The organism is Undibacterium umbellatum (assembly GCF_014284125.1).
In the GTDB taxonomy this organism is placed as follows: domain Bacteria; phylum Pseudomonadota; class Gammaproteobacteria; order Burkholderiales; family Burkholderiaceae_D; genus Undibacterium; species Undibacterium umbellatum.
Genome location: NZ_JACOFX010000002.1, coordinates 87522 through 112939 on the forward strand (window position 1 = coordinate 87522; position 25418 = coordinate 112939).

19 protein-coding genes are annotated in these 25418 nt (G+C 51.6%); 14 read left to right on the plus strand and 5 right to left on the minus strand.

Features of this window, described 5'->3' with window-relative positions:
* Positions 1 to 3 precede the first annotated feature (3 nt).
* Positions 4 to 1191: a ribonucleotide-diphosphate reductase subunit beta gene (locus H8L47_RS04880; RefSeq protein WP_186952113.1), complete on the plus strand. Its 1188-nt coding sequence runs from the start codon at positions 4 to 6 to the stop codon at positions 1189 to 1191.
* 670 nt (positions 1192 to 1861) lie between these two features.
* Here the strand turns inward: H8L47_RS04880 and H8L47_RS30205 are convergent.
* A complete protein-coding gene (locus H8L47_RS30205) occupies positions 1862 to 2701 on the minus strand; it encodes a hypothetical protein (protein WP_186952114.1) in 840 nt (279 codons plus the stop codon).
* Positions 2702 to 2950: 249 nt separating this feature from the next.
* Here H8L47_RS30205 and H8L47_RS04890 point away from each other — a divergent pair, with 249 nt between their 5' ends.
* Positions 2951 to 3475: a YggT family protein gene (locus tag H8L47_RS04890; RefSeq protein WP_305258151.1), complete on the plus strand. Its 525-nt coding sequence runs from the start codon at positions 2951 to 2953 to the stop codon at positions 3473 to 3475.
* Between the two features lie 11 nt (positions 3476 to 3486).
* Here H8L47_RS04890 and H8L47_RS04895 read toward each other — a convergent pair whose 3' ends face one another.
* On the minus strand, positions 3487 to 4497 hold the full coding sequence (locus tag H8L47_RS04895) for a LacI family DNA-binding transcriptional regulator (protein WP_186952115.1): 1011 nt from the start codon (positions 4495 to 4497) through the stop codon (positions 3487 to 3489).
* A gap of 100 nt (positions 4498 to 4597) precedes the next feature.
* Between H8L47_RS04895 and H8L47_RS04900 the strand changes: the two genes are divergently transcribed.
* Positions 4598 to 5875: an amidohydrolase family protein gene (locus tag H8L47_RS04900; RefSeq protein ID WP_186952116.1), complete on the plus strand. Its 1278-nt coding sequence runs from the start codon at positions 4598 to 4600 to the stop codon at positions 5873 to 5875.
* 63 nt (positions 5876 to 5938) lie between these two features.
* Here H8L47_RS04900 and hemL read toward each other — a convergent pair whose 3' ends face one another.
* Together hemL and thiD are read right to left on the minus strand one after the other, a co-directional pair.
* Positions 5939 to 7219: a glutamate-1-semialdehyde 2,1-aminomutase gene (gene hemL / locus H8L47_RS04905; protein ID WP_186952117.1), complete on the minus strand. Its 1281-nt coding sequence runs from the start codon at positions 7217 to 7219 to the stop codon at positions 5939 to 5941.
* A 47-nt stretch (positions 7220 to 7266) separates the two neighbouring features.
* Positions 7267 to 8130: a bifunctional hydroxymethylpyrimidine kinase/phosphomethylpyrimidine kinase gene (thiD, locus tag H8L47_RS04910; RefSeq protein ID WP_186952118.1), complete on the minus strand. Its 864-nt coding sequence runs from the start codon at positions 8128 to 8130 to the stop codon at positions 7267 to 7269.
* A gap of 169 nt (positions 8131 to 8299) precedes the next feature.
* Here thiD and H8L47_RS04915 point away from each other — a divergent pair, with 169 nt between their 5' ends.
* From H8L47_RS04915 to H8L47_RS04940, 6 genes are all read left to right on the plus strand, one after another.
* Positions 8300 to 8452: a rubredoxin gene (locus H8L47_RS04915; RefSeq protein WP_110255217.1), complete on the plus strand. Its 153-nt coding sequence runs from the start codon at positions 8300 to 8302 to the stop codon at positions 8450 to 8452.
* A gap of 116 nt (positions 8453 to 8568) precedes the next feature.
* A complete protein-coding gene (locus H8L47_RS04920) occupies positions 8569 to 8961 on the plus strand; it encodes a response regulator (RefSeq protein WP_186952119.1) in 393 nt (130 codons plus the stop codon).
* A 39-nt stretch (positions 8962 to 9000) separates the two neighbouring features.
* The gene (locus H8L47_RS04925) at positions 9001 to 9366 is read left to right on the plus strand and encodes a response regulator transcription factor (RefSeq protein ID WP_186952120.1); all 366 of its coding nucleotides are present in this window, start codon (positions 9001 to 9003) and stop codon (positions 9364 to 9366) included.
* Between the two features lie 57 nt (positions 9367 to 9423).
* Complete coding sequence (locus tag H8L47_RS04930) at positions 9424 to 10008, plus strand: chemotaxis protein CheW (protein WP_230413597.1); 585 nt, start codon at positions 9424 to 9426, stop codon at positions 10006 to 10008.
* A gap of 58 nt (positions 10009 to 10066) precedes the next feature.
* On the plus strand, positions 10067 to 12406 hold the full coding sequence (locus H8L47_RS04935) for a methyl-accepting chemotaxis protein (protein ID WP_186952121.1): 2340 nt from the start codon (positions 10067 to 10069) through the stop codon (positions 12404 to 12406).
* 261 nt (positions 12407 to 12667) lie between these two features.
* On the plus strand, positions 12668 to 19426 hold the full coding sequence (locus H8L47_RS04940; RefSeq protein WP_186952122.1) for a hybrid sensor histidine kinase/response regulator: 6759 nt from the start codon (positions 12668 to 12670) through the stop codon (positions 19424 to 19426).
* Between the two features lie 559 nt (positions 19427 to 19985).
* Here H8L47_RS04940 and H8L47_RS04945 read toward each other — a convergent pair.
* Positions 19986 to 21476, minus strand: a complete 1491-nt coding sequence (locus tag H8L47_RS04945; protein ID WP_186952123.1) for a cryptochrome/photolyase family protein — start codon at positions 21474 to 21476, stop codon at positions 19986 to 19988.
* Between the two features lie 84 nt (positions 21477 to 21560).
* Between H8L47_RS04945 and H8L47_RS04950 the strand changes: the two genes are divergently transcribed.
* From H8L47_RS04950 to H8L47_RS04970, 5 genes are read left to right on the plus strand one after another with little or no spacing between them, the layout of a single operon-like run.
* On the plus strand, positions 21561 to 22241 hold the full coding sequence (locus H8L47_RS04950; protein WP_186952124.1) for a YqgE/AlgH family protein: 681 nt from the start codon (positions 21561 to 21563) through the stop codon (positions 22239 to 22241).
* Positions 22241 to 22636, plus strand: coding sequence for a Holliday junction resolvase RuvX (ruvX, locus tag H8L47_RS04955; protein ID WP_186952125.1), 396 nt, complete (start codon positions 22241 to 22243; stop codon positions 22634 to 22636). Before H8L47_RS04950 ends, ruvX begins: the two co-directional genes overlap by 1 nt.
* A gap of 5 nt (positions 22637 to 22641) precedes the next feature.
* Positions 22642 to 23154, plus strand: a complete 513-nt coding sequence (gene pyrR / locus H8L47_RS04960) for a bifunctional pyr operon transcriptional regulator/uracil phosphoribosyltransferase PyrR (RefSeq protein WP_186953069.1) — start codon at positions 22642 to 22644, stop codon at positions 23152 to 23154.
* Positions 23147 to 24118, plus strand: coding sequence for an aspartate carbamoyltransferase catalytic subunit (locus H8L47_RS04965; RefSeq protein ID WP_186952126.1), 972 nt, complete (start codon positions 23147 to 23149; stop codon positions 24116 to 24118). Before pyrR ends, H8L47_RS04965 begins: the two co-directional genes overlap by 8 nt.
* Before the next feature lie 7 nt (positions 24119 to 24125).
* The gene (locus tag H8L47_RS04970; protein WP_186952127.1) at positions 24126 to 25412 is read left to right on the plus strand and encodes a dihydroorotase; all 1287 of its coding nucleotides are present in this window, start codon (positions 24126 to 24128) and stop codon (positions 25410 to 25412) included.
* Positions 25413 to 25418: the final 6 nt, after the last annotated feature.

Genomic DNA, 25418 nt, shown 5'->3' on the forward strand with positions numbered 1-25418 from the left:
ATAATGTTATCTTGGGATGATGAAGTCCAGCCGGCAGCTCCGGCGAGCGCGGCAACGCCAGCACCACGTCAGGTAAGCGGCATGGATTTGCAGCCACGTTTGCAAACACAGGAAGTCGCTCTCAATCCTGCGCTGGTCAATAAGCCAGTCGCAATCGCTGCTGAAAATGTGACGCGCCGTGTCAATGCTGCTGACAAGCGCATTATCAATGGCACCACCGACGTGAATCAGTTGGTCCCCTTCAAATACAAATGGGCCTGGGATAAATATCTGGCAGGTTGCGCTAATCACTGGATGCCGCAAGAGATCAATATGCAGCGTGATATTGAACTCTGGAAAGACCCAAATGGTCTGACCGAAGATGAGCGTCGACTGGTGAAACGTAATCTTGGTTTCTTTGTCACCGCTGATTCCCTGGCTGCCAACAATATCGTGCTCGGCACTTACCGCCATATCACGGCACCGGAATGCCGCCAGTATTTGTTGCGTCAGGCATTTGAAGAAGCGATTCATACTCACGCTTATCAATACATCGTTGAATCGCTGGGTCTGGATGAAGCAGAAATCTTCAACGCCTACAATGAAGTTGATTCCATTCGCGACAAGGATCAGTTCCTGATTCCTTTCATCGACGTGTTAACTGATCCTGCATTCAAGACTGGCACCACCGAGGCAGATCAGACTTTGCTCAAGTCCCTGATCGTATTTGCCTGCCTGATGGAAGGTCTGTTCTTCTATGTTGGCTTCACACAAATTCTGGCGCTTGGTCGTCAAAATAAAATGATGGGCGCGGCAGAACAATATCAATACATCTTGCGCGACGAATCGATGCATTGCAATTTCGGGATCGATTTAATCAATACAATTAAGATGGAAAATCCGCATTTGTGGACGCCAGCATTTCGTGATGAAATTAAATCGTTGTTTTTGCGTGCTGTGGAGTTGGAATATCGTTACGCAGAGGATACAATGCCGCGTGGAGTGCTCGGTTTGAATGCGCCAATGTTCAAGGGTTATTTACGCTTCATTGCAAATCGCCGCGCACAACAAATTGGTCTCGAAACGCTGTTCCCTCAGGAAGAAAATCCTTTCCCTTGGATGAGTGAAATGATAGACCTGAAAAAAGAGCGCAACTTTTTTGAGACACGTGTAATTGAGTATCAAACTGGCGGAGCCCTCAACTGGGAATAATTGCTGAACAAGCGATCGCCAAAATCCGGGTCAGGGATTTCTGATCAAGTAGTGCGAGCATGTGATTGAAGTTTTGATGTGATGTTGAATTTGGGTTTGCAAGACCCCAGATAGGAAATGCAAACACAGCAAATCATCAAATCAGGAAACGCCGCAAGCTGTCAGTGTCCCCCCGGGATTGCTCATGATTTGCACAAGATGTAAAACGCGAGAGGCCTCACCAAACTGAATGGACAGTCATAGACAACATTGTTTTGAACTGTTAGTGCCGCAATACCTGGCTACACTGGGTATTGTGGCTATTGGTCTTTGTATTTCGCAAAAGGATACCGGCGTCTGCTTTAATGCGGGCGTTTTTGGGTTTGCCGCCAGGCGAGGAGCCGGCGTGGAACCTGTTTATGATCTGTAGCGAGCGGTCGTCAGCGGGGCGAAGAGCAGCGCAAAAAGCGGAATGTACTCTAGTACATGAGCATTTTGAGCAGCGCATGAGCCCCGATCACGTCCGCGCAGTAAGATCATAAGCAGGTTCTAAAGCAAACCAGGATGGCTGAAGTGCCCCATCAATAGAGGGGATGGAGCAGTTCGGCCGGTGCAGAATTCATTAGCGCAAACAGCGATCATGTTTGTGCCGATGAATAATCCGCTTGAATGGATCGAGCGGATTTAATTTTTATCTGATTTTTTTCCATCTCAATCGAAGGAGAAACAAAATGGCAACAGCACCACAACCGTCCCCGGACGAACCAGTAGCAGCCAAGAAGCCTGCTGCAAAAAAAGCCGCAGCTAAACCAGCAGCAGCGAAAAAAGTAGCGGCCAAGCCAGCAGCAAAAGCTGCAGCTAAGCCAGCAGCTAAAGCAACTAAGGCAGCAGCTAAACCAGCGGCAGCAAAAAAAGCAGCGGCCAAGCCAGCAGCAAAAGCTGCAGCTAAACCAGCAGCTAAAGCAGCTAAAGCAGCAGCTAAACCAGCAGCAGCTAAAAAAGCAGCAGCCAAGCCAGCAGCTAAGGCAACCAAGGCAGCAGCCAAACCAGCCGTAGCTAAAAAAGCAGCAGCCAAGCCAGCAGCGAAAGCAACCAAGGCAGCTGCTAAACCAGCAGCCAAGGCAGCTAAACCAGTAGCTAAAAAAGCAGCCGCTAAGCCAGCAGCGAAAGCAACCAAGGCAGCAGCTAAGCCAGCAGCTAAAGCAGCCAAGGCAGCTAAACCAGTAGCTAAAAAAGCAGCAGCTAAGCCAGCAGCGAAAGCAACCAAGGCAGCTGCTAAGCCAGCAGCGAAAGCTACTAAGGCAGCAGCCAAACCAGCAGCAGCTAAAAAAGCAGCCGCTAAGCCAGTAGCGAAAAAAGCAGCAGCTAAAGCAGTAGCCAAGCCAGCGGCTAAAGCAACTAAGGCAGCAGCTAAACCAGCAGCTAAACCAGCAGCAAAAGCTGCCGCCAAGCCTGCTAAAGCAGCTAAGCCAGCAGCAGTTAAAGCGGCAAAACCAGCAGCGAAGCCAGCTGCCAAACCTGCAGCAGCCAAAGCCGCTAAGCCAGCAGCAGCAAAGCCAGCAGCAAAAAAAGCCGCGGCTAAGCCAGCCGCAAAAAAGGCCGCTCCAGCAAAACCAGCGACACCTGATGCAAAAACCGTTGTTAGTCCAAATGCAGCATGGCCTTTCCCAACTGGTAATCGCCCAGCGTAATCCTTGATATGCTTGGTGGCCTGGTTTTATTCAGGCACAATACCCACTGTTTGATTCGTCATGCAGTGGGTTTTTTTTAAGGGTGTGTCGTGTTACTTAATAATTTAATTTATGTTATCAAAGCTGTCACGGGAATATTTGCTGGCTTTCTGTTGCTACGTTTCTGGATGCAGGCGCAGCGAATTCGGCCTCCTGCAGCGCTGGCGCAAGCAATTTTCAAATTGACAGATTGGCTGGTGCATCCTATCCGGCGCATCATTCCCGGTTTTGCCGGTTACGATTGGGCGACTCTGCTCGCTGCCATACTGGTTGCCTTGGTTGCAGCAGGCTTTATCGTCTGGATGATTTCCCCCGTATTCTTGATCGAACAGGTTTTCATAATTGCCGGCATCACGTTGGCGCAATGGGTAATTTATGAGATTATGGCCTTGCTGTTGCTGGAGGTATTGTTTAGCTGGGTAAACCCCAGTGCGCCTTTCGCTCCTTTTGTCCGGGCTTTGAACGAGCCTTTCCTGAAACCAGTGAGGAAGCTGATCCCTGCCATCGGTGGCCTGGATTTTTCTCCCATGATTATTTTGATATTGTTGCAGGTGTTGATTAATTCTATCGGGTAAGTTCCAAAGCTTTACTCAGCACAGGGTATGCTGGCAGTTGATTGCCGTATCACCAGTTGTGACTTCAACATTTCTCGCCTTAATGGCGCTTCCGGGTCAACAATGCGGTTGACCAGTATTTGTGCCGTGAGGTTGCCTATGGCTTGCTTGGGCTGCGCTATTGTCGTCAATGGTGGGGTGCTGAACGAGGCCAGGGCAATATCATCGTAACCGATGACAGACAAGGCTTCCGGTATCTTGATGCCGGCTTCATTGGCTGCCCTGATGCCGCCTATCGCCATCAAATCATTGCTGGCAAAAATAGCTGTGGGCCGCTGTGGCAGCGCTAGCAATTGCTGGAAGGCGTTAAAACCGCCCTGACTGGTAAAGTCAGCATGCAGCAGATATGCGCTGTTGAATTCAAGTCCGGCTTCTTGCAAGGCACGGCGATAGCCGGTGACGCGATCACCGCTGGGTAGCAGTATGTCGGGTCCGGCAACGCAGGCAATGCGCTTGTGACCCAGTCCTATCAAGTAGCGGGTCGCTTCGTAGCCACCCTGTTCATGGTCAGCTTCGATAAAGTCGGCCACTACACCCGACACTTCACGATCCACCAGCACCTTGGGTATGCCTTCGTCAGCCAGCAATTGCGTCAGTTCTTCATCTGATCCCGACGATACCAGGATCAGTCCATCAATACGTTTCTCCATCAGCACCCGGATATAAGCTGCTTGCTTTTTCGGATCATCATAGGAATTGCACAGAATGATGTTATAGCCCAGCTTAAATGAAGCGTCTTCTATGCCCTGTATGATTTCTGCAAAATAGGGATTGGAGTTATTCGGTATCATCATGCCCAGGGTGTGGGTGCGATCGTTTTTGAGGCTGCGGGCAACAGCGCTTGGGATGTAGCGCAATTCCTGGATCACGGCCAGCACACGTTCACGTGCATCTTCACTGACGACACGGGTATTATTGATGACGTGAGAAACCGTGGTTGTTGAAACCCTGGCTTTCTCTGCGACTTGCTTCATTGTTGCCATAAGATTCCTGCCTTTCTGTGCCAAGATTATGACGCAGGATGAGGTTCATGGCGCATATTTTCTGCAATAACTATGTACTAATCATATAGAGAGATTTCTGATGAACGATCTTGTCATTCGCAATGCCAGTTTGCCAGATGGTCGCAAGGGTATCGATATCGCTATCCAGGATGGCCGCATAGTCGCGCTTGATATGGCTTTGCCCGTCAGCGCGGCAGAAGAAATCCATGCCAATGGCAACCTGGTGACGCCACCATTTGTTGATGCCCATTTCCACATGGATGCCGTGCTCAGTTACGGTTTGCCACGTGTTAACCAGTCTGGCACTTTATTGGAAGGCATAGCCTTGTGGGGGGAGCTTAAGCCTATGCTGACGCAAGAAGCGCTGGTCGAGCGGGCCATGCGTTATTGCGACTGGGCAGTGGGGCGGGGTTTGCTGGCGGTGCGTTCGCATGTGGACATTTGCGACGACCGTTTGCTGGCCGTAGAAGCCTTGCTGGAAGTAAAACGCCGGGTTGCACCTTATCTGGATTTGCAACTGGTGGCCTTTCCGCAAGATGGTATCTTACGTAGCACTACGGCCATGGATAATCTCAAGCGTTCCATCGCCATGGGGGTGGATGTGGTCGGCGGCATACCGCATTTTGAACGCACTATGGCCGACGGTGCCGAATCGGTACGCCTGCTATGCGAGTTCGCTGCTGAAAAAGGTTTGCGGGTCGACATGCATTGCGATGAATCGGATGACCCCTTGTCACGCCATATAGAAACCCTGGCTTATCACACGCATAGGCTGGGCATGCAGGGGCGGGTAGCTGGTTCGCACCTGACCTCCATGCATTCCATGGATAATTACTATGTCAGTAAATTACTGCCTCTGATACGTGAAGCCGGTGTGGCAGCCATTGCCAATCCCCTGATTAATATCACCCTGCAAGGCCGTCACGACACTTACCCCAAACGCCGTGGCATGACGCGCGTGCCTGAGATGCTGGCCGCTGGCATAGAAGTCGCCTTCGGCCATGACTGCGTGATGGATCCCTGGTATAGCCTGGGTTCTGGCGACATGCTGGAAGTCGCGCAAATGGGTTTGCATGTGGCGCAGATGACCGGTCAGGATGCCATGCGTCAGTGTTTCCAGGCAGTGACTGCTGCACCGGCGCGTATACTGGGCCTGGAAGGATATGGTTTGGAAGTCGGCTGCAATGCTGATCTGGTGATACTCGACGCCAGCGACCCGGTGGAAGCAATACGTTTGCGCGCCACCCGCACCCACGTGCTGCGCCGCGGCAAAGTCATCAGCCAGACGCCGGTGCCGCATGCGAATTTGAATTTGCCAGGCAGGCCAGGGCAGGTGGATTTTAGATCGAAAAACTGAAGCTGCTAATATATAAGAGAGCTTGATTCTCAAGCTCTCTTATAGTCTCTGATAGTCAGGGGATCAGAGTTGTGCGAAAGCTTTTTCAGCCGCAGCAATCGTATCAGCAATGATGGCATCATCATGTTGCGCAGAAACGAAGCCTGCTTCAAAAGCAGATGGTGCCAGGTAAACGCCCTGGTCCAGCATCAGGTGGAAGAAGCGGTTGAATCTTTCCTTGTCGCTGGCCATCATGGCGGCATAAGAACCTGGTATTTCATTGGCAAAATACAGACCAAACATGCCACCGACGGCATCCGCGCAAAAGCTGACGTTGGCAGCTTTTGCAGCAGCAGTCAGTCCATCCACCAGCTTGCGGGTTTGCGCTGTCAGGTTTTCATAGAAGCCTGCCTGCTGGATAATTTTCAGGGTAGTCATGCCCGCTGCCACGGCAACCGGATTGCCCGACAAAGTGCCAGCCTGGTAGACGCCGCCCAAAGGTGCCATGTGCCCCATCAACTCAGCGCGGCCACCAAAGGCGGCTACCGGCAAACCACCACCGATGACCTTGCCAAGACAAGTCAGGTCAGCCTGCACACCATACAATGCCTGCGCACCATGCAGGCCCACGCGGAAGCCGCACATCACTTCATCAAAAATCAAAACGCTGCCATGTGCAGTACACAGCTTGCGCATGGTATTGATGAATTCTTGCGTGGCGCGTATCAGGTTCATATTGCCAGCGACTGGTTCAACGATCACGCAGGCGATCTGGTCACCGATGGACTTGAAGACTTCTTCCAACTGTTCGCAATTATTATAGTCAAGCACCAGGGTGTGTTTGCTGAAGTCTTCCGGCACGCCGGCAGAAGTTGGGTTGCCAAATGTGAGCAAGCCACTGCCAGCCTTGACCAGTAAAGAATCTGCGTGGCCGTGATAGCAACCTTCAAACTTGATGATCTTGTCGCGTTTGGTGGCGCCACGCGCCAGGCGCAGGGCGCTCATGGTGGCTTCTGTTCCACTGGACACCAGGCGTACCTGTTCTATGCTGGGCACGAGTTTGCAGATTTCTTCTGCCATCTCGATCTCACCCTCCGTTGGTGCGCCAAAACTGAGGCCGCGAGCGGCTGCTTCCTGTACAGCGCTGATGACTTCAGGGTGCGCGTGGCCGACGATGGCGGGACCCCAGGAGCCTATGTAATCGATATAGCGCTTGTCTTCTGCATCCCAGAAATAAGGACCGGCAGCGCGCGTGATGAAGCGCGGCGTGCCACCGACGGAGCGGAAGGCGCGCACAGGAGAGTTCACACCACCAGGCGTGGTCTTTTGGGCACGGGCAAACAGGATGTCGTTTTTATCGGTCATAATGGAGCTTAAGTAAGTGATGATGCGAATGCGGTGTGGATAGGTGGCTACAGTGTGGTCTGTTCGGTTTCTCTGGCCCAGAAATAACGGTCTGGTATTAATCTGCCCATGCCCAGCCTTTGTGAATGGCTCAAGGCGGCATGGGTAAATTCCTGGGCTTCAAGCACGGCTTCGGGGATTTCCAGGCCGTTAGCCAGCAGAGCGGCAATCGCGGCAGACAAAGTAGAGCCAGCCCCGGCATGCGAGCCAGGCAAGCGCTGCCAGGCATCACGCCGGACGGCTCCAGACTCATTATATAAAGTGTTAACTACTTCACCGGTTTCACCCGCTGTGCCTGTGACTAATATATACTCGCAGCCGGATTCGATGAGTGTCATGACATCGTCAGCCAGATCTTCTGTTTGAACATTAGCGTCGGCACGGGTTTCAGTTTCTGTGTCGCTACTGTCTTTCCAGGTTTCTGCCAGGCGTGACAGTTCTACCGCAGAGATCATCAGCAGGTTGGCCTGGGGTATCAGTAATTCACGAATTGCCAGTACCAGATCCTCAGCCTCCGGCCCCTGCTCTGCCAGGGCGGCGTTGAAGGGATCCAGTACCAGTGGCAATTCGGGATAGTCTGAGACAATTTCTGCGATGACGGTGACATTTTCGACGCTGCCGACCTGACCGATCTTAAAGGCCAGTACTTGCATGTCTTCCAGCACGGTGCGTGCCTGTTCATCGACTAAATCGCCATCAAGTGGATGTAAATCATCGATTTGCGACGTATCACCAGTTAAAATGGCAGTCATGACAGGCAGGCCGTAACAGCCCATGGCCGCAAACGATGCCAGATCGGCATGAATGCCAGTGGCAGCAACAGGATCTGATGCGCCAAAGCTAAGTATTAGTGGAGAAATTTGGTTTTGCACGTTGGGTAGATTAATATAGCTGACTTCGTGAGGACTTAAATTACTCGCGCAATTGCCATTAGTAACACATTGCAAACAGAATATTTGCAGCAGTTTCAATATTTTACTTGATTGAAGGGTTTTAGTCGTGACTGATACGGTAACGGATAAGGTAGTTTTCAAGGCGTGGATGTGCTTGATTTGCGGATGGGTATATGATGAAGAGCAAGGTTCACCCGAAGACGGCATTCCAGCCGGTACCAAATGGGAAGATGTCCCCATGAACTGGACCTGCCCCGAGTGCGGCGCACGTAAAGAAGACTTCGAAATGGTGGCAATCTGATCGATTTGTCGATTTTGATGTTGCTTAATATGTTTATTCAAGGAAAAAAAGCGCAAATGTGCGTTTTTTTGTTACAGTGATATGTAACCTTAATACTGCCGGGAAGAGATGATTTTATGTCAACGTTGACAGGCAACGAGAACTTGAAAATCATGGTGATTGACGATAGCAGCACCATACGCCGTTCGGCCGAGATTTTTCTTGGGCAGGCCGGATACAAGATAGTATTGGCAGAAGATGGCTTTGATGCGCTTGCCAAGATTAACGATTCTCATCCAGACCTGATTTTTTGCGATATCCTCATGCCTAGACTGGATGGATATCAGACTTGCGCTCTGATTAAGAAAAGCGCGAAATTCCGGGACACACCGGTAATCATGTTGTCTTCTAAGGACGGTTTATTTGACCGCGCCCGTGGTGCCATGGTCGGCTCTGATGAGTATCTGACCAAGCCTTTTACAAAGGATAGTCTGCTGAAAACGGTAAGAAATTACACTTCGGCGACCTAGATTTATATAGTTAAGTTAGTTAATGTGAGGTAAAACAAGATGGCCATTCAAAAAATTCTGGTAGTAGACGATTCTCCAACAGAACGCTATTTCCTGACCGATGTATTGGTGAAAAATGGTTTTTCAGTATCAACAGCTGAAAACGGCGAAGAAGCCCTGAGCAAAATCAAGGCAGACAAACCACAATTGATATTGATGGACGTGGTCATGCCTGGGCAAAATGGTTTCCAGATTACCCGTGCGATCGCCAAAGACCCTGACACACAAGACGTGCCGGTAATTATCTGCACCAGTAAAAATCAGGAAACTGACCGTATCTGGGGTTTGCGTCAGGGTGCCCGCGATTATCTGGTGAAGCCTATTGACCCGGCAGAATTGCTGGCGAAAATTTCTGCTCTCGGTTAATCCGGCTAGACAAGTTTTAATTCTTGCATCAATAATAAGATATCTTCGGATTGCCTCATGAATCAGACTGTGCGTGAAACTGCTGCAGCAAATCTGGAAGTTGTCAAACCCGAAAAGGGTGTGCGTCGTACCCGGCTGCGTGAATTTCAGGCGCAGCTGGTAGAGCGCATGCAAGCTGCCCAGCGTGGTGGCTATACGAAACTTAGCCAGTTGGGCATTATGATAGGACAGGGGCGTTATCTCCTGGATTTGCGTGAATCAGGAGAAATCGTCACTGCCGGTACCCTGACCAGGGTGCCCTTGACGCGCGACTGGTACATAGGTCTGTCCAATATTCGCGGTAATTTGACTGGTGTCATTGATTTGCCACGTTTTCAGGGCATGGATATCACCAAACAAGATACACAATGCCGCATTGTTGCATTTGCACCTGGCATGGCGTTCAACAGTGGCTTGCTGGTATCCCAGGTTCTGGGTTTGCGTACGGTTTCAGAAATGGAAGAAATCCCCTTTGACGACAATCAGCTTGAAAGCAAGGCCTGGTTGAAGAAAAAGTATAGGGATAAAGATGGCAACATCTGGTTTGAACTTAGTCTGGCCACGCTGGTGCAGGACCAGGATTTTTTGCAAATAGGTATTTAAGTCAGTATGTGCATACAAGCAGAACTGACAGCTTTTCAATCGTTTAGGAGACTTAGTAATGGCATTTAATCTACCGTTCTTGTCCAAAGATAAAGAAGATCCGGAAATTGACGGAGCAGAAGTTGCGGCAAGGTCGTTCGGGAATGCTGATTCGATTGAAATTGAAGAAGCAAACAATGTAAAAATGGTGACTCCTGCAACGCAGGCAGCCGTCAACCCGCCTGCTGCAGCTGAAACTGCCGTGCCCAAGGTTGAGTCTTATGGTGATGCCACCTTCATTGGTGATGCGCTGGAGAAGGGGACTGGCATACGCCTGCCCATCATTGGCGGCATGTCGGTTCGTCGTCAGACCAACTTCTTGCTCGGCACCATGGCATTTTTCCTGCTGCTGGGCGGTGCTTCCGTTTATCTGAATTCTGAGCATTCGACACTCTTGTCTACCCAGGCGCAGATCGCTGGTGAGGCGCTGATGCACTCGCAGCGTATTGGTAAAGCGGCTCCGAATGCGATTCAGGGTAACGTCGAGGCGTTTAAACAGCTCAAGGACAGCCGTTCAGAAATGAACAATGACTTGAATATTCTGTTGAACGGCGGTAATTATCAAGGCCGTTCGGTCAAGCGTGCAGACTCTGTACTGGAACCAGCAGTCAAGGAAGCGCAAAAAGCTTGGGGTAACTCAAACAAGGCCGCTGAAACGATTTTGAACCGTCAGAAAGAATTGACAGGTTTCGGTCAGACCCTGCAAAAAATGAATGCCCTGTCTCCGGTTTTGCTGGAATTGACAGAACAAATCTCTACCCTGAAAGTACAGGGCGGTGGATCTGCTCGTGAAATTAATGCCGCTGGTCAGCTGGTCATGTTGACCCAGCGTCTGGGTCGTAGTGCGAATGAATTTCTGACTTCCGAGGGTGTTAATCCAGAAACGGCATTCTTGCTGGGTAAGGACACCAATACTTTCCGTGATCTGGTTGACGGCTTCCTCAATGGTAGTGATGTATTGCGCCTGGCTGCCTCGAAAGATGCGGACACCCGCGACAAGCTGGCCGAGTTGCAAAAAACCTTTGCTGAATATCAGGTTTGGGTATCCAGCATTCTGGGTAATCTGCAAAACTTTATCGCTGCAAAACAATCTGAACAATTGGTGTTTAACGAGAACGAAGATCTCAAAACAAAATTGTCCAAATTGCAGAAAACCTATACTGCTGAACAGGATGGTACCAGTATCTACTTCATGTTGATGCTGGGCTCTGCCTTCTTCGCTTTGCTTGCTGCGGTTGGTATCGGTTTCGTTCAGTTGCAGGAAAGCCGTAACCGCGCCAGGGAAGCGAATGATCGTCGTCTTGAAGCTGCGGCACAAATGATGCAAGCGCAGAAACAGGAAGAAGAAGCGAAAGCCGCGAACGACCAGAATCAGGCCGCGATTTTGCGCCTGATGAATGAATTGCAAGAGGTTGCGGATGGTGACTTGACAGTACAGGCAACGGTTTCTGAAGATATCACGGGCGCGATTGCCGACTCGGTTAACTATACGGTGGAAGAGTTGCGGGGTCTGGTAGGTCGTGTTACGGCAACTGCAGAACAAGTTACCTCAGCGTCTACACAAGCACAAAATATTTCCAGCGACTTGTTGACTGCGTCTGAACAACAGTCACGCGAGATTTCTGATGCTGGTCAGGTGGTTCTGACGATGGCGGCTGAAATTACTGACGTTTCCCGTTCTGCGAATGAATCAGCCGAGGTTGCGCGTCAGTCGGTTGCTGCGGCGGAGCAAGGTGCCCATGCGGTGGAAAACGCCATCAAGGGTATGAACGAGATTCGCGAACAAATCCAGGAAACCTCCAAACGTATTAAACGTCTGGGTGAGTCTTCACAAGAGATTGGTGAGATCACTGAACTGATTTCTGATATTACCGAACAAACCAACGTACTGGCGCTGAATGCGGCGATTCAGGCGGCGTCTGCGGGTGAAGCCGGTCGAGGCTTCTCGGTGGTTGCGGAAGAGGTTCAGCGTTTGGCGGAACGTTCCGCTGAAGCGACCAAGCAGATTGGTGCGCTGGTTCGTACGATTCAAACGGATACCCATGACGCGGTTGCCGCGATGGAAAAATCCACTCAGGGTGTGGTTGAGGGAGCAAAACTGTCAGATGCGGCCGGTACGGCGCTGTCTGAAATCCGTAGCGTTTCCAACCGTCTGGCGGAACTGATTCAAGGTATCTCGCTGGCGACGGAACAACAAGCTACCTCAGCCAACGGCGTTGCACAAAATATCCAGCACATTTTGACCATCACCGAACAAACGCAGCATGGTACGCAGCAAACTGCGGTTTCCATTAAAGAATTGTCCATGCTTGCGGAAGAACTCAAGAACTCTGTGTCACGGTTCCGGGTTGCTGCCTGATTTTCACGCCCCGGTTGTGAGAGTGGACTGTAACAGTGAAAAGCGAAGTGCCTGCCATGTGCGAGCCGACCAGGGCGACCTTGCAAATACTCGCGATAGCGTCGCTATCGCTGTGTATAGTTGGAAGCCTGGTTTTGCCCTGGTTTGCCGGGCACATGCCCTTCACGTGCGCCTTCACTGTTACTGCCCACTAGCTGCAACCCTATCATATTTGCACGGTAATGGACTGCGGTCCATTACCCTTGAGTTTGCGGAGTACGCATGACATCCGATTTTTCAAAATCGCCAGATCTTCCACAGGAGCAGTTCGACATCGGGCCGCTATCCTGGGTGATGGGAGAAGTGCGGGAAGCAATCACGAACGCCGGCAAAATGCTGACCGACGCACTTGCCCAAGACACTGAAACCCGCCCCACCACTTTACTACATGCAAAAAGCTATCTGCATCAAGCCCATGGTGCCTTGCAGATTGTTGATATCGATGGCGTATCCATCGTTACAGAAACCATAGAAGAATTGCTTGAGCGCTTGCAAAGCGGGCAGCTTGAGATGACACAAGCCAATGTAGAAGTCATCGTCGATGCCTTCCATGCTGTCTTGCGTTATCTGGAAGACTTACTCTCAGGAGCGCCGCACCAGCCAGTGCGTCTGTTCCCGTACTACCGCGCTTTGCTGGAATTAAAGGGTGCCGAGCGTATCCATCCAGCCGATTTGTTTTTCCCCTCTTTATCAGCCAAAGAGCAGATACCTGAACTGGCTGTCAGCAGCAAGGCTGTGGCTGTCAGTTACACAGGCTTGCGTCAGCGTTTTGAAAAACTTTTGCTGACCGTCCTGACCAGCAAGGACAAGGATCAGCAAAAACTGGCTACCCAGTCCATGCATGATTTGATCGCTGAAATCGAAAACGGTCAAACCAATTCCCAGGCCAAGGCTTTCTGGGTTGTGATGCGTGCATTTGTTGAGGCGGTTGGCCATGGTGCCATCGACAACCAGCAATATGTGAAACAAATTTTTGGCCGCATCAATCTGCAAATCCGTCGTCTGGTAGAAGGTGTCAGCACCATTCCTGAACGCCTCTTGCGCGATGCCCTGTTTTTCCTGGCCCAGGTTGAATCACCATCCCCATTTGTCACGCGGGTACGCAAGGCTTATCAGCTTGATGACAAAGTGCCCGTTGATTACGACAAAAAGAATTATGGCCAGATTACAGCTGGTGCGCTGACAGCTGCGAAGGAGCAATTGTCTGCAGTGAAAAATTTTTGGGGCAGAATCGCCAATGGCGAAACTGGCCTGGCAGAAAAGTTTTCGCAAAAAATGACCGACCTGGCCGATACTGGCGCAGGTTTGAATGCGCCAGCATTGGCAAAACTCTTGCGCGAATTGAATGGGATTGCGCGCCATGTCGCTCATTCCCCTGATGGCAGTAAGCTGGGCATAGAACTGGCGACCAGCCTGTTGTTTGTCGAGCATGCGCTTGATCATGTAACACGTTTGCCGGCCAATTTTGCAGACCGGGCAGAAGAGATTACTACGCGTTTGTTGTCTGTGGTTTCCGGTGAAACTCCGCAAACACAGGCGAGTTGGATGGGTGAGATTTCCCGCGAAGCGCAACAACGTCAGACTATGGGCGTTCTGGTAGGCGAGATGCAGTCCAGTCTGCGCCATATAGAAAAAGTGCTGGATGAATATTTCCGCAATCCGGCCGATAAAGAAACCCTGAAACCTATCGATGGCAATCTGCACCAGATCGGCGGCGCACTAGCCATGTTGGATCAGGATGATGCCCTGCTGGCAGTTGATCATACGCGTCAGATGATTAGCAAATTCTCGGCAGAAGATGCAGCAGACCCGGTGGCTCAGGCTGCAGCGCATGAAAATGTCGCGCAAAACATCGGTGCCTTGTCTTTCTTTATCGAGACTTTGCAATCCCAGCCTGAGACGGCAAAAAAGAAATTTAATTTTGATCAGGAAGCGGGCTTGTTCCGTTCCAACTTGCTGGAAGCACAGGCGAGCAAGGAATTATTGCCTAGCGCCGACATACTTTTGCCTGGTGAAGAGGCACATGGCCAGGAGACCAAGGTCGCAGTCTTGAAAACTGCCGAGCAGGAACTGGCGCAGCAGCAGCAGGAGTCTGCCCGTCTGGCCGCCTCTCTGGCAGAAACACCACATGATGCAGGCTTGCAGGCGCAACTGAAGAGTTCGCTGGAGTCCGAACGTTCAGTGGCTATACTGCTGGATGACACTGCCGCATCAGATCGCGCCAAATCTGCCATTGATATGCTAGGCAAAACCGATCAGTCAGGAACTTCAGAAGCTTTGCAGGATATCGTTACTGCAGCAGCCGAACCTGTTGTAGCAACTGCGCAGGCTCAGGATATTCCTGTTGGTGATGATGCCATTGATGCAGAATTGCTGGAAATATTCCTCATGGAAGCTGACGAAGTGCTGGCTTATGTCCAGACTACTTTGCCACTGTCCAGAAAAGATACCAATAACCAGGAATACCTGACCAGCTTGCGTCGGTCCTTCCATACCCTTAAAGGTAGTGGTCGCATGGTTGGCCTGATGGTATTTGGCGAAGCTGCCTGGAGCATAGAGCAAGTCATGAACCTGTGGCTGTCTGACTCTCGTAGCGGTGATGAAAACCTGTATGCCCTGCTGGACCGTACTGCCCGCGAGATGGTTGAGTGGGTAGAGGAATTAAAACTAAGCGGCGTCTCGCCACGCACTGGCAAAGCGATTATCGCTGCCGCAGAACGTGTCAAATCAGGTCTCGATTATCAGGATATTCCAGAAGTTGTTGAAGTCGCTGAGCTTGCAATAGCGTCCACAACACCAGAACCAGAAGTGCTGACTGAACCAGTTGCAGAAGAAAATTACGCAGCAGCATTGCCTGAAGAAGTTGAAATTGAAGCACTGGCTATTCCTGAGATTGAAGTGGCTGCGCCAACAATTGAGCATGCCCCGGTCGAACTGGAAGCGTTTGAATTTACGCCAGTTGAACTTGTGCCTGAGCCCGAAACGGCATCTGCAGTACCGGCAGTGAGTGAGACGATTACCTCTTCGGCTGAAGAGACTGCGGATGCATTGCCTGAATTGACGCTGGATACACCTGTCAAGATTGAAGAAATCTCCCTGCCTGTTGAGCGCGCGCTTGAAGTGGCCGTCGCATTGGAAGATATGCCAGCTCAGGAAGCTGAAGGCCTGGTGGCAGATTTGCCGTTTGAATTGACGCTGGATGAAACGGCAGTGGTAGAAACTGTGGCTGCAGACCTGCCAGAAGCTGCTTTACCTGTCGCGGAACTTGCAGAAGAACTTGCTCACATCGATTTACCAACAGAAACCGCCGACCTGCTTGCTGCAAGCGTCGAGTCTGTAGACGAAGTACCTGAAGTAGTCTTGCCGCTGGAGATTGCTGCCAACGAAGAAATTGCTAAAGTGCACGAAGTTGCAGAGTCAGCAACTGCAAAAATTATCGATTTCCCTGATTTGTCTGCACCATCGCCTAGCGTGGATGACAATATCAAGCGCATTGGTGATATAGAAATCAGTCTGCCTCTGTACTCCATTTACATGGCAGAAACGGATGAGATCGTCCGTTTCCTAGTGCAAGATTTTGCAGAATGGAGACACGAACCAGATCGCCATGTTTCCACGCATGCCATCCACGCCAGCCATTCATTGGCGGGAAGTTCAGCGACAGTCGGCCTAAAGCCGCTGCAAGAACTTGCGCACAGTCTGGAATTCGTCTTGCAGAGACTGGAACGTCATCCAGTAAGTTTGCTGGAATCTGAGTACGATGTGCTCGACCGTTCGCTCGATTCGGCCAAGCGCATGCTGCAAAAATTTGCCTTGTCAGAAATGGCAGCGCCGGCACCAGAAGAAATCCGCCAGCTCGAACACTTGTTGCAAGTCGTCATCGAGCGTTCCAATGCAGGGGCTGATGAAGAATTCATTACTTCAACCAACGAGAAACTCGACCTGGTCGCCTTGTCTGAGGATTTGCCTCATGTCGATGCACTGGTAGAAGAAACACTGACTGCAGATTTGTCACTCGGTTTGCCAGCTATCGAAGACAACGAACCTGAGGTCGCGTTACCAATCGAAGACTTGCCAGTACTTGCTGAAGCTGTGCCTGAACCAGATTTCAATCTCGAACATGCAGAAATGCTGGAAGCCCTGCCTGTCGTTGAAGAGGAACTGGTCGCTGATTTGCCAGCAGAGACAGTCAGCGCAGAAATCTTGCCTGAACTTGACGCACTGGCGACGATACACGCAGAAGCTTTACCAGAACCAGACGCGCCAGTTGAAACCATTGTTGATCGCATGAGTACCATCATGACGGACGCAATGGATGATATCCACGATGTCCTGCCATTGGATGTAAGTGCTTTAGAACCTGTGGCATTGCCTGAGTTGGAAGCTGAGTCTGTAGTTGAGTCTGCGCCAGTCATTGAACCCGTATCCGTGACAGAACCTGTGGCACTGGAAGCTGTTCAGCCTGAGCCAGAAGCCGAACCAGAAGTCGTTACTGCGGAAGCACAGCCAGCCGCAGCCGAATATGTGGCTCCAACAAGTGATGGCACCGTACAGATCCGTGATGATCTGGATATGGACTTGTTACCTGTCTTCATAGAAGAAGGTAATGACTTGCTACCTATGGTTGGCCAATTGCTGCGTACCTGGCAAGAAAAGCCGGACGACATGGCAGCACCGCAAGCCATCGCCCGTATCATGCATACCATCAAGGGAAGTGCCCGTATGGCGGGTGCCATGGGCCTGGGTCAGCACATCCATGACATGGAATCACGCATCGAAACCTTGATGCATGGCGGTAGCGCAGTGCGCGCTTCCCTGCTGGATGATTTGCTGGCACGTCACGATCACAGCATGCACATGTTTGACCGCTTGCTGCATCCGGAAGCGTATGCAGCACCTGTACAGGCGGATGCCCCACTGACTACAGCGCAAGAGCTGGATCAGTTCCAGGAGCAAATGGCCGCCAGCAATACCGATGCGCCAGTCGTTATCAATGAATTGGTGAATCTGACGCCTGTTGTGCCTGTGATGACACGTGCAACACCGTCGACAGCTGTGGCTGCGCCGGTAAATACGCCGGTGGGTGCAAATACTCCAGTTCCACTGGTGCGTGTACGTGCCGATATTCTTGACCGTCTGGTTAACCAGGCTGGTGAAGTTTCCATCTCGCGTTCACGTCTGGAAAATGAAGTCAGCACCTTGCGCTCATCTCTCAGTGAATTGACTGAGAACGTCAACCGTCTGCGCGATCAGTTGCGTGAAGTCGAGATTCAGGCAGAAACGCAGATCACCTCACGCATGGCGCATTCTGGTGACCGTGAATTTGATCCGCTGGAATTTGACCGCTTTACCCGCTTGCAAGAATTGACGCGCATGATGGCCGAAAGTGTCAGCGACGTGGCCACCGTACAAACCAACTTGACCCGTACTATCGATGGTGCATCGAATGACTTGCTGGTACAAGCACGTTTGACACGTGACTTGCAACAGGATTTGATGCGCGTGCGTATGATTCCTTTCGCCAGCATTTCCGAGCGTCTGTATCGCGTGACTCGTCAGACTTCCAAAGAAGTCGATAAGCGCGTCAACCTGGATATACGCGGTGCAACGGTAGAGATGGATAGGGGCGTTTTGGAAAAAATGGCCGGTCCATTCGAACACTTGCTGCGTAACGCGATTGTTCACGGTATTGAGAGCCGTGAAAACAGGCGTAATCAAGGTAAAGAAGAAACTGGTGAATTGCTGATTGAAATCCGACAGGAAGGTAATGAAGTTGTGATCCGCTTCAGCGATGATGGCCAGGGCCTGAACCTGACCCGCATCCGCGAAAAAGCGCTGTCTGTTGGCTTGATTACCAATGAAGACACGCCTGGTGATGTGGAAACAGCCAACATGATTTTCGAACCTGGCTTCTCGACAGCCACTGAAATTACCGAACTCGCCGGTCGCGGCGTCGGTATGGACGTGGTTCGCTCTGAAGCAGCATCGCTGGGTGGCCGTGTTGAAGTCATCAGCAATGAAGGTAAGGGCGCTGAATTTACCATCCGCCTGCCTTTGACGCTGGCTGTCACGCAGGTCGTATTGCTGAGCTCTGGTGGCCGTACTTTTGCCGTACCTTCCGTTCTGGTCGAGCAAGTGCAGCAACTGAAATCGAATGCCCTGGCAAATGCCTACAACGATGGCGCAGTCATGTGGCAAGGTCAGCGTGTGACTTTGTACTATCTGTCCTCCATGCTGGGTCAGGACGATGCCACTCCGATGACACAGCAATACAGCCCGCTCCTGATCATGAAGAGCGGTGGCGAGCGTGTCGCGATTCACGTCGATGACGTTCTGGGTAACCGCGAGGTGGTTGTTAAAAACATCGGCCCGCAACTGGCACGTATGACAGGTATAGCTGGCGCGACCGTACTCGGTTCCGGTGAAATCGTTCTGATTCTGAATCCGGTACCGCTGGCACAACGCATGGAGCATGAACATGCGCGCCTGCAACAACTGGGTACAGAGGCAATTCCTGATATGGGTGCCGTCGCCAACCTGCAAAGTGCGACAGAGGTGGCTGAAGTGAAAACCCAGCCTGTGCAAGGGCTGCGTACCCAGCATACTGTCATGGTGGTGGATGATTCTCTGACCGTGCGTCGCGTAACCCAGCGTTTGCTGACACGCGAAGGCTTCCAGGTCATTCTGGCAAAAGACGGTATTGATGCGCTGGAACAATTGCAGTCAGTGACACCGGACGTGATGCTGGTTGATATTGAAATGCCACGCATGGATGGTTTCGATCTGACGCGTAACGTACGCAGTGATTCACGTACCAGTCATATCCCTATCATCATGATCACTTCGCGTACTGCGGATAAGCATAGGAACTATGCGAAAGAACTCGGTGTCAATGAGTACTTCGGTAAGCCTTATCGCGAAGATGATCTGTTGGGGGCGATTATGGGGTTTGTGGGTAAGGATGCGGCGGTGATAGTGTAAGTAGGCTGTAGATTTTAGTTAGTCAAAAAAGCAGAGAGTGATCTCTGCTTTTTTTGTTTTTGTGCACTAGTATTTTATACGGCTTGTAACCCCTGGTGATTGAATTGCCGTGAGCTAAAAGTCGTCATTCCAGCGTGCTTTTGGCTGGAATCCACCGGGCTGGCGCTCCAGTGGCGTTTGCAGCATGCCGTACTGTGCTATACAGGCCTACATTTTCAATGCCAACATTTGGTGAATTACAATCGCAGGCCGGTGGTAGACCGGCGGCTACTTACCTTTTTGCTTCGCCAAAAAGGTAAGCCAAAAAGGCGACCCAGGCGTAGCCGCCCCTTCGGGGTTCCCATTTGTGCAGTACAAAAAATGGGAAGATCCGAAACTCGCTCCGCTCAAACAGCGGCTCTTCTTAATCCATTTTCTGTACTGCACAAATGGCGTCTACACATGGGAACTGCAGAAGTCAAAAGCAACTTCAAAATCAAAATCAACGGCACCGTCAAAACCAACGTCAAAACCACATCAACACATTGCTATCAGCTCCGGTTTATCAAACCTTCAAGCGTCACTCATCCTCAACATGCGCAGCCACCTTCTTCACCACCGCGTACCGCGTCAAAGTCTGCTTGCGCGCCACGTCATGTTCGACGAGCGGAAATGGATAATCCTTGCCTATTTTCACCCCAGCCTGTTCCAGCAATAGTGGAGCTGTCTTCCACGGCGCATGAATGCTGCGCTTGTCCAGTTTCGCCAGTTGCGGCAGGTAACGTTTGATGAACTTGCCTTCAGCGTCGAATTTTTCTGACTGTGTGATGGGATTGAAAATGCGGAAGTAAGGTTGGGCGTCGCAGCCGGAGGACGATGCCCATTGCCAGCCGCCGTTGTTGGCGGAGAGGTCGAAGTCGTTCAGGTGTTCGGCGAAATAGGCTTCGCCGCGGCGCCAGTCTATGCCCAGGTCTTTGATGAGGAAGCAGGCGGTGACCATGCGCAGGCGGTTGTGCATGTAGCCGGTCTGGTTCAGTTGCAGCATGGCGGCATCGACCAGGGGGTAGCCGGTGCGGCCTTCGCACCAAGCGGCGAAGTGGGCGTCAGCTTGTGGACCGGATTCCCACTCTATAGCGTCGTAGTCTGCCTTGAACGAGCGATGGGCGACATGAGGATGGTGATGCAGGATCATAAAATAGAAGTCGCGCCAGATCAGTTCGGACAACCAGATTTCTGCTCCGCGATTGGCAGAGATGCGTATTTGCCGCATGGCTTCCTGCACCAGTTGCCGTATCGATATCGTACCAAAGCGCAAATGGACTGACAGATAAGATGGCCCCTTGACCGCCGGAAAATCGCGTGATTGGTCATACAGTTTCATGCGGCCGACAAAGTCTTCTAGCAAAGTACGTGCGCCCGACATGCCCGCAGCAACTGGCATACGGCGCTCCGCGGCCTGCGCAAAACCCATTTCTGCCAGCGTAGGTATGGTTTGCGCTGAGATCGTGCTTAGCTTGTGTGCGTATTTTTCTATAGGGTAAGAGCGCGAATAAAAGTCGCTCCCCTCTGCATGAAATTTTTTCAGCCATGCATTTTTGTAGGGCGTGAAGACAGAGAAGGGGGTATTCGCCAGCGACAAGACTTCTGACTTTTCAAAAATAACCTGGTCTTTAAAGCTCAGAAATGCACAATTTCGTTTTAATAATTCTTGCCTGATGGATTCATCCCGGACCACTGCCTGTGGTTCGTAATCATGATTGGTGAACACGGCATCCACGCCAAGCTCAGCCACTAGTTGCGAGATAGCTGCTTCTGCCTTGGCATAACAGACCAGCAAACCACCACCCATTTGCTGTAGTTCCTGATCCAGTTCAATAATACTTTCATGAATAAAGACCACCCGCCTGTCATTTTCTGGCAAATTGTCTAATATTGTTTTATCGAAGATGAAAGTGCAGTAGACCTCGTCACTTTGCCGCAGGGCATGGTACAGGGCAGCATGGTCAAAATTTCGCAGGTCGCGGCGGAACCAGACCAGGGAACGCGGGTAATGGACTTTATTTTCTTGCATGATCTGTCTGATGGTGTGGTCAAAACGCAGTGTGGCACCTTAGCACACATCGAAAATACACGCTAAAAATGCTAAAATGTGACCATGGCGAAGCAAACAAAATCACTACATACCAATCTGCACGACGATGCAACACAGTCGGCCCCGAAGACATCCAGACATAAATTCCAGGTGAAAAGCGAAGACGATAACAATTTGGAATTGAATTTAACCAATCATTTCCTGATTGCAATGCCATCCATGATGGACCCCGTCTTTGGCGGCACGGTGATTTATCTATGCGAGCACAGCCCACGCGGTGCCATGGGCATGGTCATCAACCGTGCCATCGAGTTGACGGTGGCTGGCCTGTTTGACCGCATAGACCTGAAGCTGGAAATCATTCCTGATTCCCACCCCATAGGCAAACGCCCAGTTATATTTGGTGGGCCGGTGCAGGACGACCGTGGCTTTGTCCTGCATACCCCTGTCGGTGAATATTCATCTTCATTAAAAGTGACCGAAGAGATCGCCTTCACCACCTCACGCGATGTACTGGAAGCCGTGGCTGCCGGTGACGGGCCCGAGCAAGTCCTGATCAGCGTCGGTTATGCAGGCTGGGGTGCGGGGCAGCTGGAGCAAGAGATACTGGCCAATGGCTGGCTGACCGTCGCTGCTGATGCGCGCATCCTGTTCGATTTGCCATTGGAAGAACGTTTTGCCGCCGCAATCAAATTACTGGGTATAGACCCACTGATGCTGGCATCCGAAGCGGGGCACGCCTGATGGCTGCAAGCGAAGGTACGGTACTTGCCTTTGATTTTGGTTTAAAACGCATAGGTGTTGCTGTGGGTAATACCTTTTTGCGTCAGGCTGAAGCACTCAGCATTATCCATGCCCCTACCAATGACGGCAAATTCGCCGACATCACCAGGCTCATAGAACAATGGCAGCCCGTGCTTTGCGTGGTGGGTTTACCGATGCATCCCGATGGTGCTGACAATGAAATGACACAGCGCTGCAAGCGCTTTGCCAACCAGCTTAATGGACGCTTCAATCTACCCGCTGTGCTGGTCGATGAACGTTATTCTTCTGCCGTACTCGCCAACTCACGCGGTGAGTTCATCGATGACGATGCTGCCGCGCTTATTCTGCAACAATATTTTGATGAAACGCCATGACTACCATGACCACTAATGCTGCCCAGCTTGATGCAGAAGCACTGTATCAGCAACTGCTGGAGCAAATCAGGCCACATGCGCTGGCACAAGACAAACTTGCCATCGTTGGCATTTATTCAGGCGGTGCCTGGATAGCCGAGCGCCTGGTGCAAGACCTGGGCTTGCCGAATAAAGCGGGTCGTATTGATGTCTCTTTTTACCGCGACGACTATGCCGCCAAGGGTCTGCATGCTGAAGTCAAACCTACGCAAATCCCTTTCGATGTCGATGGTGCACAAATCATCCTGGTAGATGATGTGTTGTACACAGGCCGCACCACCCGCGCCGCCATCAATGAATTATTTGATTATGGCCGTCCGGCCCGCATCATGCTGGCTACCCTGGTAGATCGCGGTGGCCGCGAACTGCCGGTGGCTGCTGATTTTGTAGCCCATACCGCCTCATTTGAACCCGCCGTCTCTGTCAATCTGCAACGTGCAGATGATGGCACTTTCAGCATCTCTGTCGACCATGCATAATCCCCAGCTCAATAAACACGGCGAACTCCAGCATTTGCTGACGATAGACGGCTTGCCGAAAGCCATCGTCAATCATATCCTGGATACCGCATCTTCCTTCGTCAGCGTCAGCGACAGGGAAGTCAAAAAAGTGCCGCTGATGCGTGGCAAAAGCGTCTTCAATCTGTTCTTTGAAAACTCTACCCGCACGCGCACGACTTTTGAGATTGCCTCCAAACGTTTGTCGGCAGATGTCATCAATCTCAATATCGCCGCTTCCAGTACCAGCAAGGGCGAGTCCCTGCTCGACACCATCGACAATCTGGCCGCCATGCATGCCGATATGTTCGTCGTGCGTCACGCAACTTCCGGCGCACCTTTCCTGATCGCCAAGCATCTGAATGACACTAAACAGCATCATGTGCATGTGGTGAATGCCGGTGATGGCCGCCATGCCCACCCCACCCAGGGTTTGCTGGACATGTACACCATACGTCACTACAAAAAAGACTTCACCAACCTGACAGTCGCGATTGTTGGCGATGTCTTGCATAGCCGTGTTGCCCGTTCCGATATTCATGCCCTGACAACCCTGGGCGTGCCGGAAGTGCGCGTGATAGGACCACGTACCCTGTTGCCAGGCGGCCTGGATCAGATGGGCGTGCGGGTATTTAACAACATGGATGAAGGCCTGAAAGGCGTCGATGTCATCATCATGCTGCGCCTGCAAAATGAACGTATGAGTGGTGCCTTGCTGCCTTCAGCACAAGAATATTTCAAGAGCTATGGCCTGACACCAGAACGCCTGGCGCTGGCAAAACCAGATGCCATTGTCATGCATCCCGGCCCCATGAACCGTGGTGTGGAAATTGATTCTGCCGTGGCCGATGGCCCGCAGGCAGTGATACTGCCGCAAGTGACTTTTGGTATCGCCGTGCGCATGGCTGTCATGAGCATCGTTGCAGGCAACAGCGGCGGGGTATGAGGAGAATATGAAGATACATATCAAAAATGGCCGCGTGATTGATCCGGCAAGTGCTACCGATGCATTACAGGACGTGTTTATCGCTGCTGGCAAGGTCGTCGCCATAGGCCAGGCACCGGCCGACTTTGTCGCCAATAAAACTGTCGATGCCACAGGCTTGATCGTCACCGCTGGCCTGGTCGATCTGAGTGCCCGCTTGCGTGAACCTGGCTTTGAATACAAGGCTACGCTTGAATCTGAATTGCAAGCTGCCATGCGCGGCGGCGTCACCAGCCTGGTGTGTCCGCCAGATACTGACCCTGTACTTGATGAATCTGGCCTGGTAGAAATGCTCAAGCAAAGAGCACGCATGCAAAACAAGGCGCATGTCTATCCGCTGGGTGCGCTGACCGTCGGTTTGAAAGGCGAATCCCTGACCGAGATGGCTGAGCTGACTCAGGCAGGCTGCATAGGTTTCTCACAAGCTGAAGAAACCATCGCCAATACCAATACCCTGCAAAGGGCACTGGATTACGCCGCCACCTTTGGTTTTACCGTGTGGTTGCGTCCGCAAGATGCCTATATAGGCAAGGGGGGGGTGGCCCACAGCGGCCCACTGGCTTCACGCCTGGGTTTGTCTGGTGTACCTGTCATGGCTGAGACGATTGCCTTGCATACGCTGTTTGAACTCATGCGTGCCACTGGTGCCAAAGTGCATCTATGCCGTATCTCTTCCGCTGCCGGTCTGGAACTGGTGCGCAAGGCCAAGAAAGAAGGCTTGCCGCTGACCTGCGACGTTGGTGCCCACCATGTACATCTGACGGATGCCGACATTGGTTTCTTTGATTCCAATGCCCGCCTGACCCCGCCTTTACGCAGCCAACGTGACCGCGATGCCATTTCTGCGGCATTGAAAGACGGCACCATCGATGCGATATGCTCAGACCATACACCGGTCGATGATGATGAAAAACTGCTGCCCTTTGCCGAAGCGTCGCCAGGTGCCACTGGCCTGGAATTATTATTATCATTAGCATTGAAATGGGCAGAAGACAGCCGTGGCGAAGTCAGCCTGACACTGGCACTGTCCAGGATCAGCCAGCATGCTGCCAGAGTGGCAGGCGTGCCCGCCGGGCAAATCGCTGTTGGACAGGCCGCTGACATCTGCATCTTTGATCCTGCCACACGCTGGAAGGTTGAAGCCAAGGCCCTGGCCAGCCAAGGCAAGCACACGCCATTCCTGGGTTATGAATTGCCGGGTGTGGTCAAGGCGACGATAGTGTCGGGGCATATTGCGTTTGATACATTGCATTAACATCGA

Bases quoted from the DNA above. Each gene is read 5' to 3' on its own strand.
- H8L47_RS04880 (WP_186952113.1), top strand. From the start codon at position 4: ATGTTATCTTGGGATGATGAAGTCCAGCCGGCAGCTCCGGCGAGCGCG.
- H8L47_RS04895 (WP_186952115.1), bottom strand. From the start codon at position 4,497: ATGGCAACAATGAAGCAAGTCGCAGAGAAAGCCAGGGTTTCAACAACC.
- H8L47_RS04900 (WP_186952116.1), top strand. From the start codon at position 4,598: ATGAACGATCTTGTCATTCGCAATGCCAGTTTGCCAGATGGTCGCAAG.
- hemL (WP_186952117.1), bottom strand. From the start codon at position 7,219: ATGACCGATAAAAACGACATCCTGTTTGCCCGTGCCCAAAAGACCACG.
- H8L47_RS04915 (WP_110255217.1), top strand. From the start codon at position 8,300: ATGTGCTTGATTTGCGGATGGGTATATGATGAAGAGCAAGGTTCACCC.
- H8L47_RS04920 (WP_186952119.1), top strand. From the start codon at position 8,569: ATGTCAACGTTGACAGGCAACGAGAACTTGAAAATCATGGTGATTGAC.
- H8L47_RS04925 (WP_186952120.1), top strand. From the start codon at position 9,001: ATGGCCATTCAAAAAATTCTGGTAGTAGACGATTCTCCAACAGAACGC.
- H8L47_RS04930 (WP_230413597.1), top strand. From the start codon at position 9,424: ATGAATCAGACTGTGCGTGAAACTGCTGCAGCAAATCTGGAAGTTGTC.
- H8L47_RS04935 (WP_186952121.1), top strand. From the start codon at position 10,067: ATGGCATTTAATCTACCGTTCTTGTCCAAAGATAAAGAAGATCCGGAA.
- H8L47_RS04940 (WP_186952122.1), top strand. From the start codon at position 12,668: ATGACATCCGATTTTTCAAAATCGCCAGATCTTCCACAGGAGCAGTTC.
- H8L47_RS04945 (WP_186952123.1), bottom strand. From the start codon at position 21,476: ATGCAAGAAAATAAAGTCCATTACCCGCGTTCCCTGGTCTGGTTCCGC.
- H8L47_RS04950 (WP_186952124.1), top strand. From the start codon at position 21,561: ATGGCGAAGCAAACAAAATCACTACATACCAATCTGCACGACGATGCA.
- ruvX (WP_186952125.1), top strand. From the start codon at position 22,241: ATGGCTGCAAGCGAAGGTACGGTACTTGCCTTTGATTTTGGTTTAAAA.
- pyrR (WP_186953069.1), top strand. From the start codon at position 22,642: ATGACCACTAATGCTGCCCAGCTTGATGCAGAAGCACTGTATCAGCAA.
- H8L47_RS04965 (WP_186952126.1), top strand. From the start codon at position 23,147: ATGCATAATCCCCAGCTCAATAAACACGGCGAACTCCAGCATTTGCTG.
- H8L47_RS04970 (WP_186952127.1), top strand. From the start codon at position 24,126: ATGAAGATACATATCAAAAATGGCCGCGTGATTGATCCGGCAAGTGCT.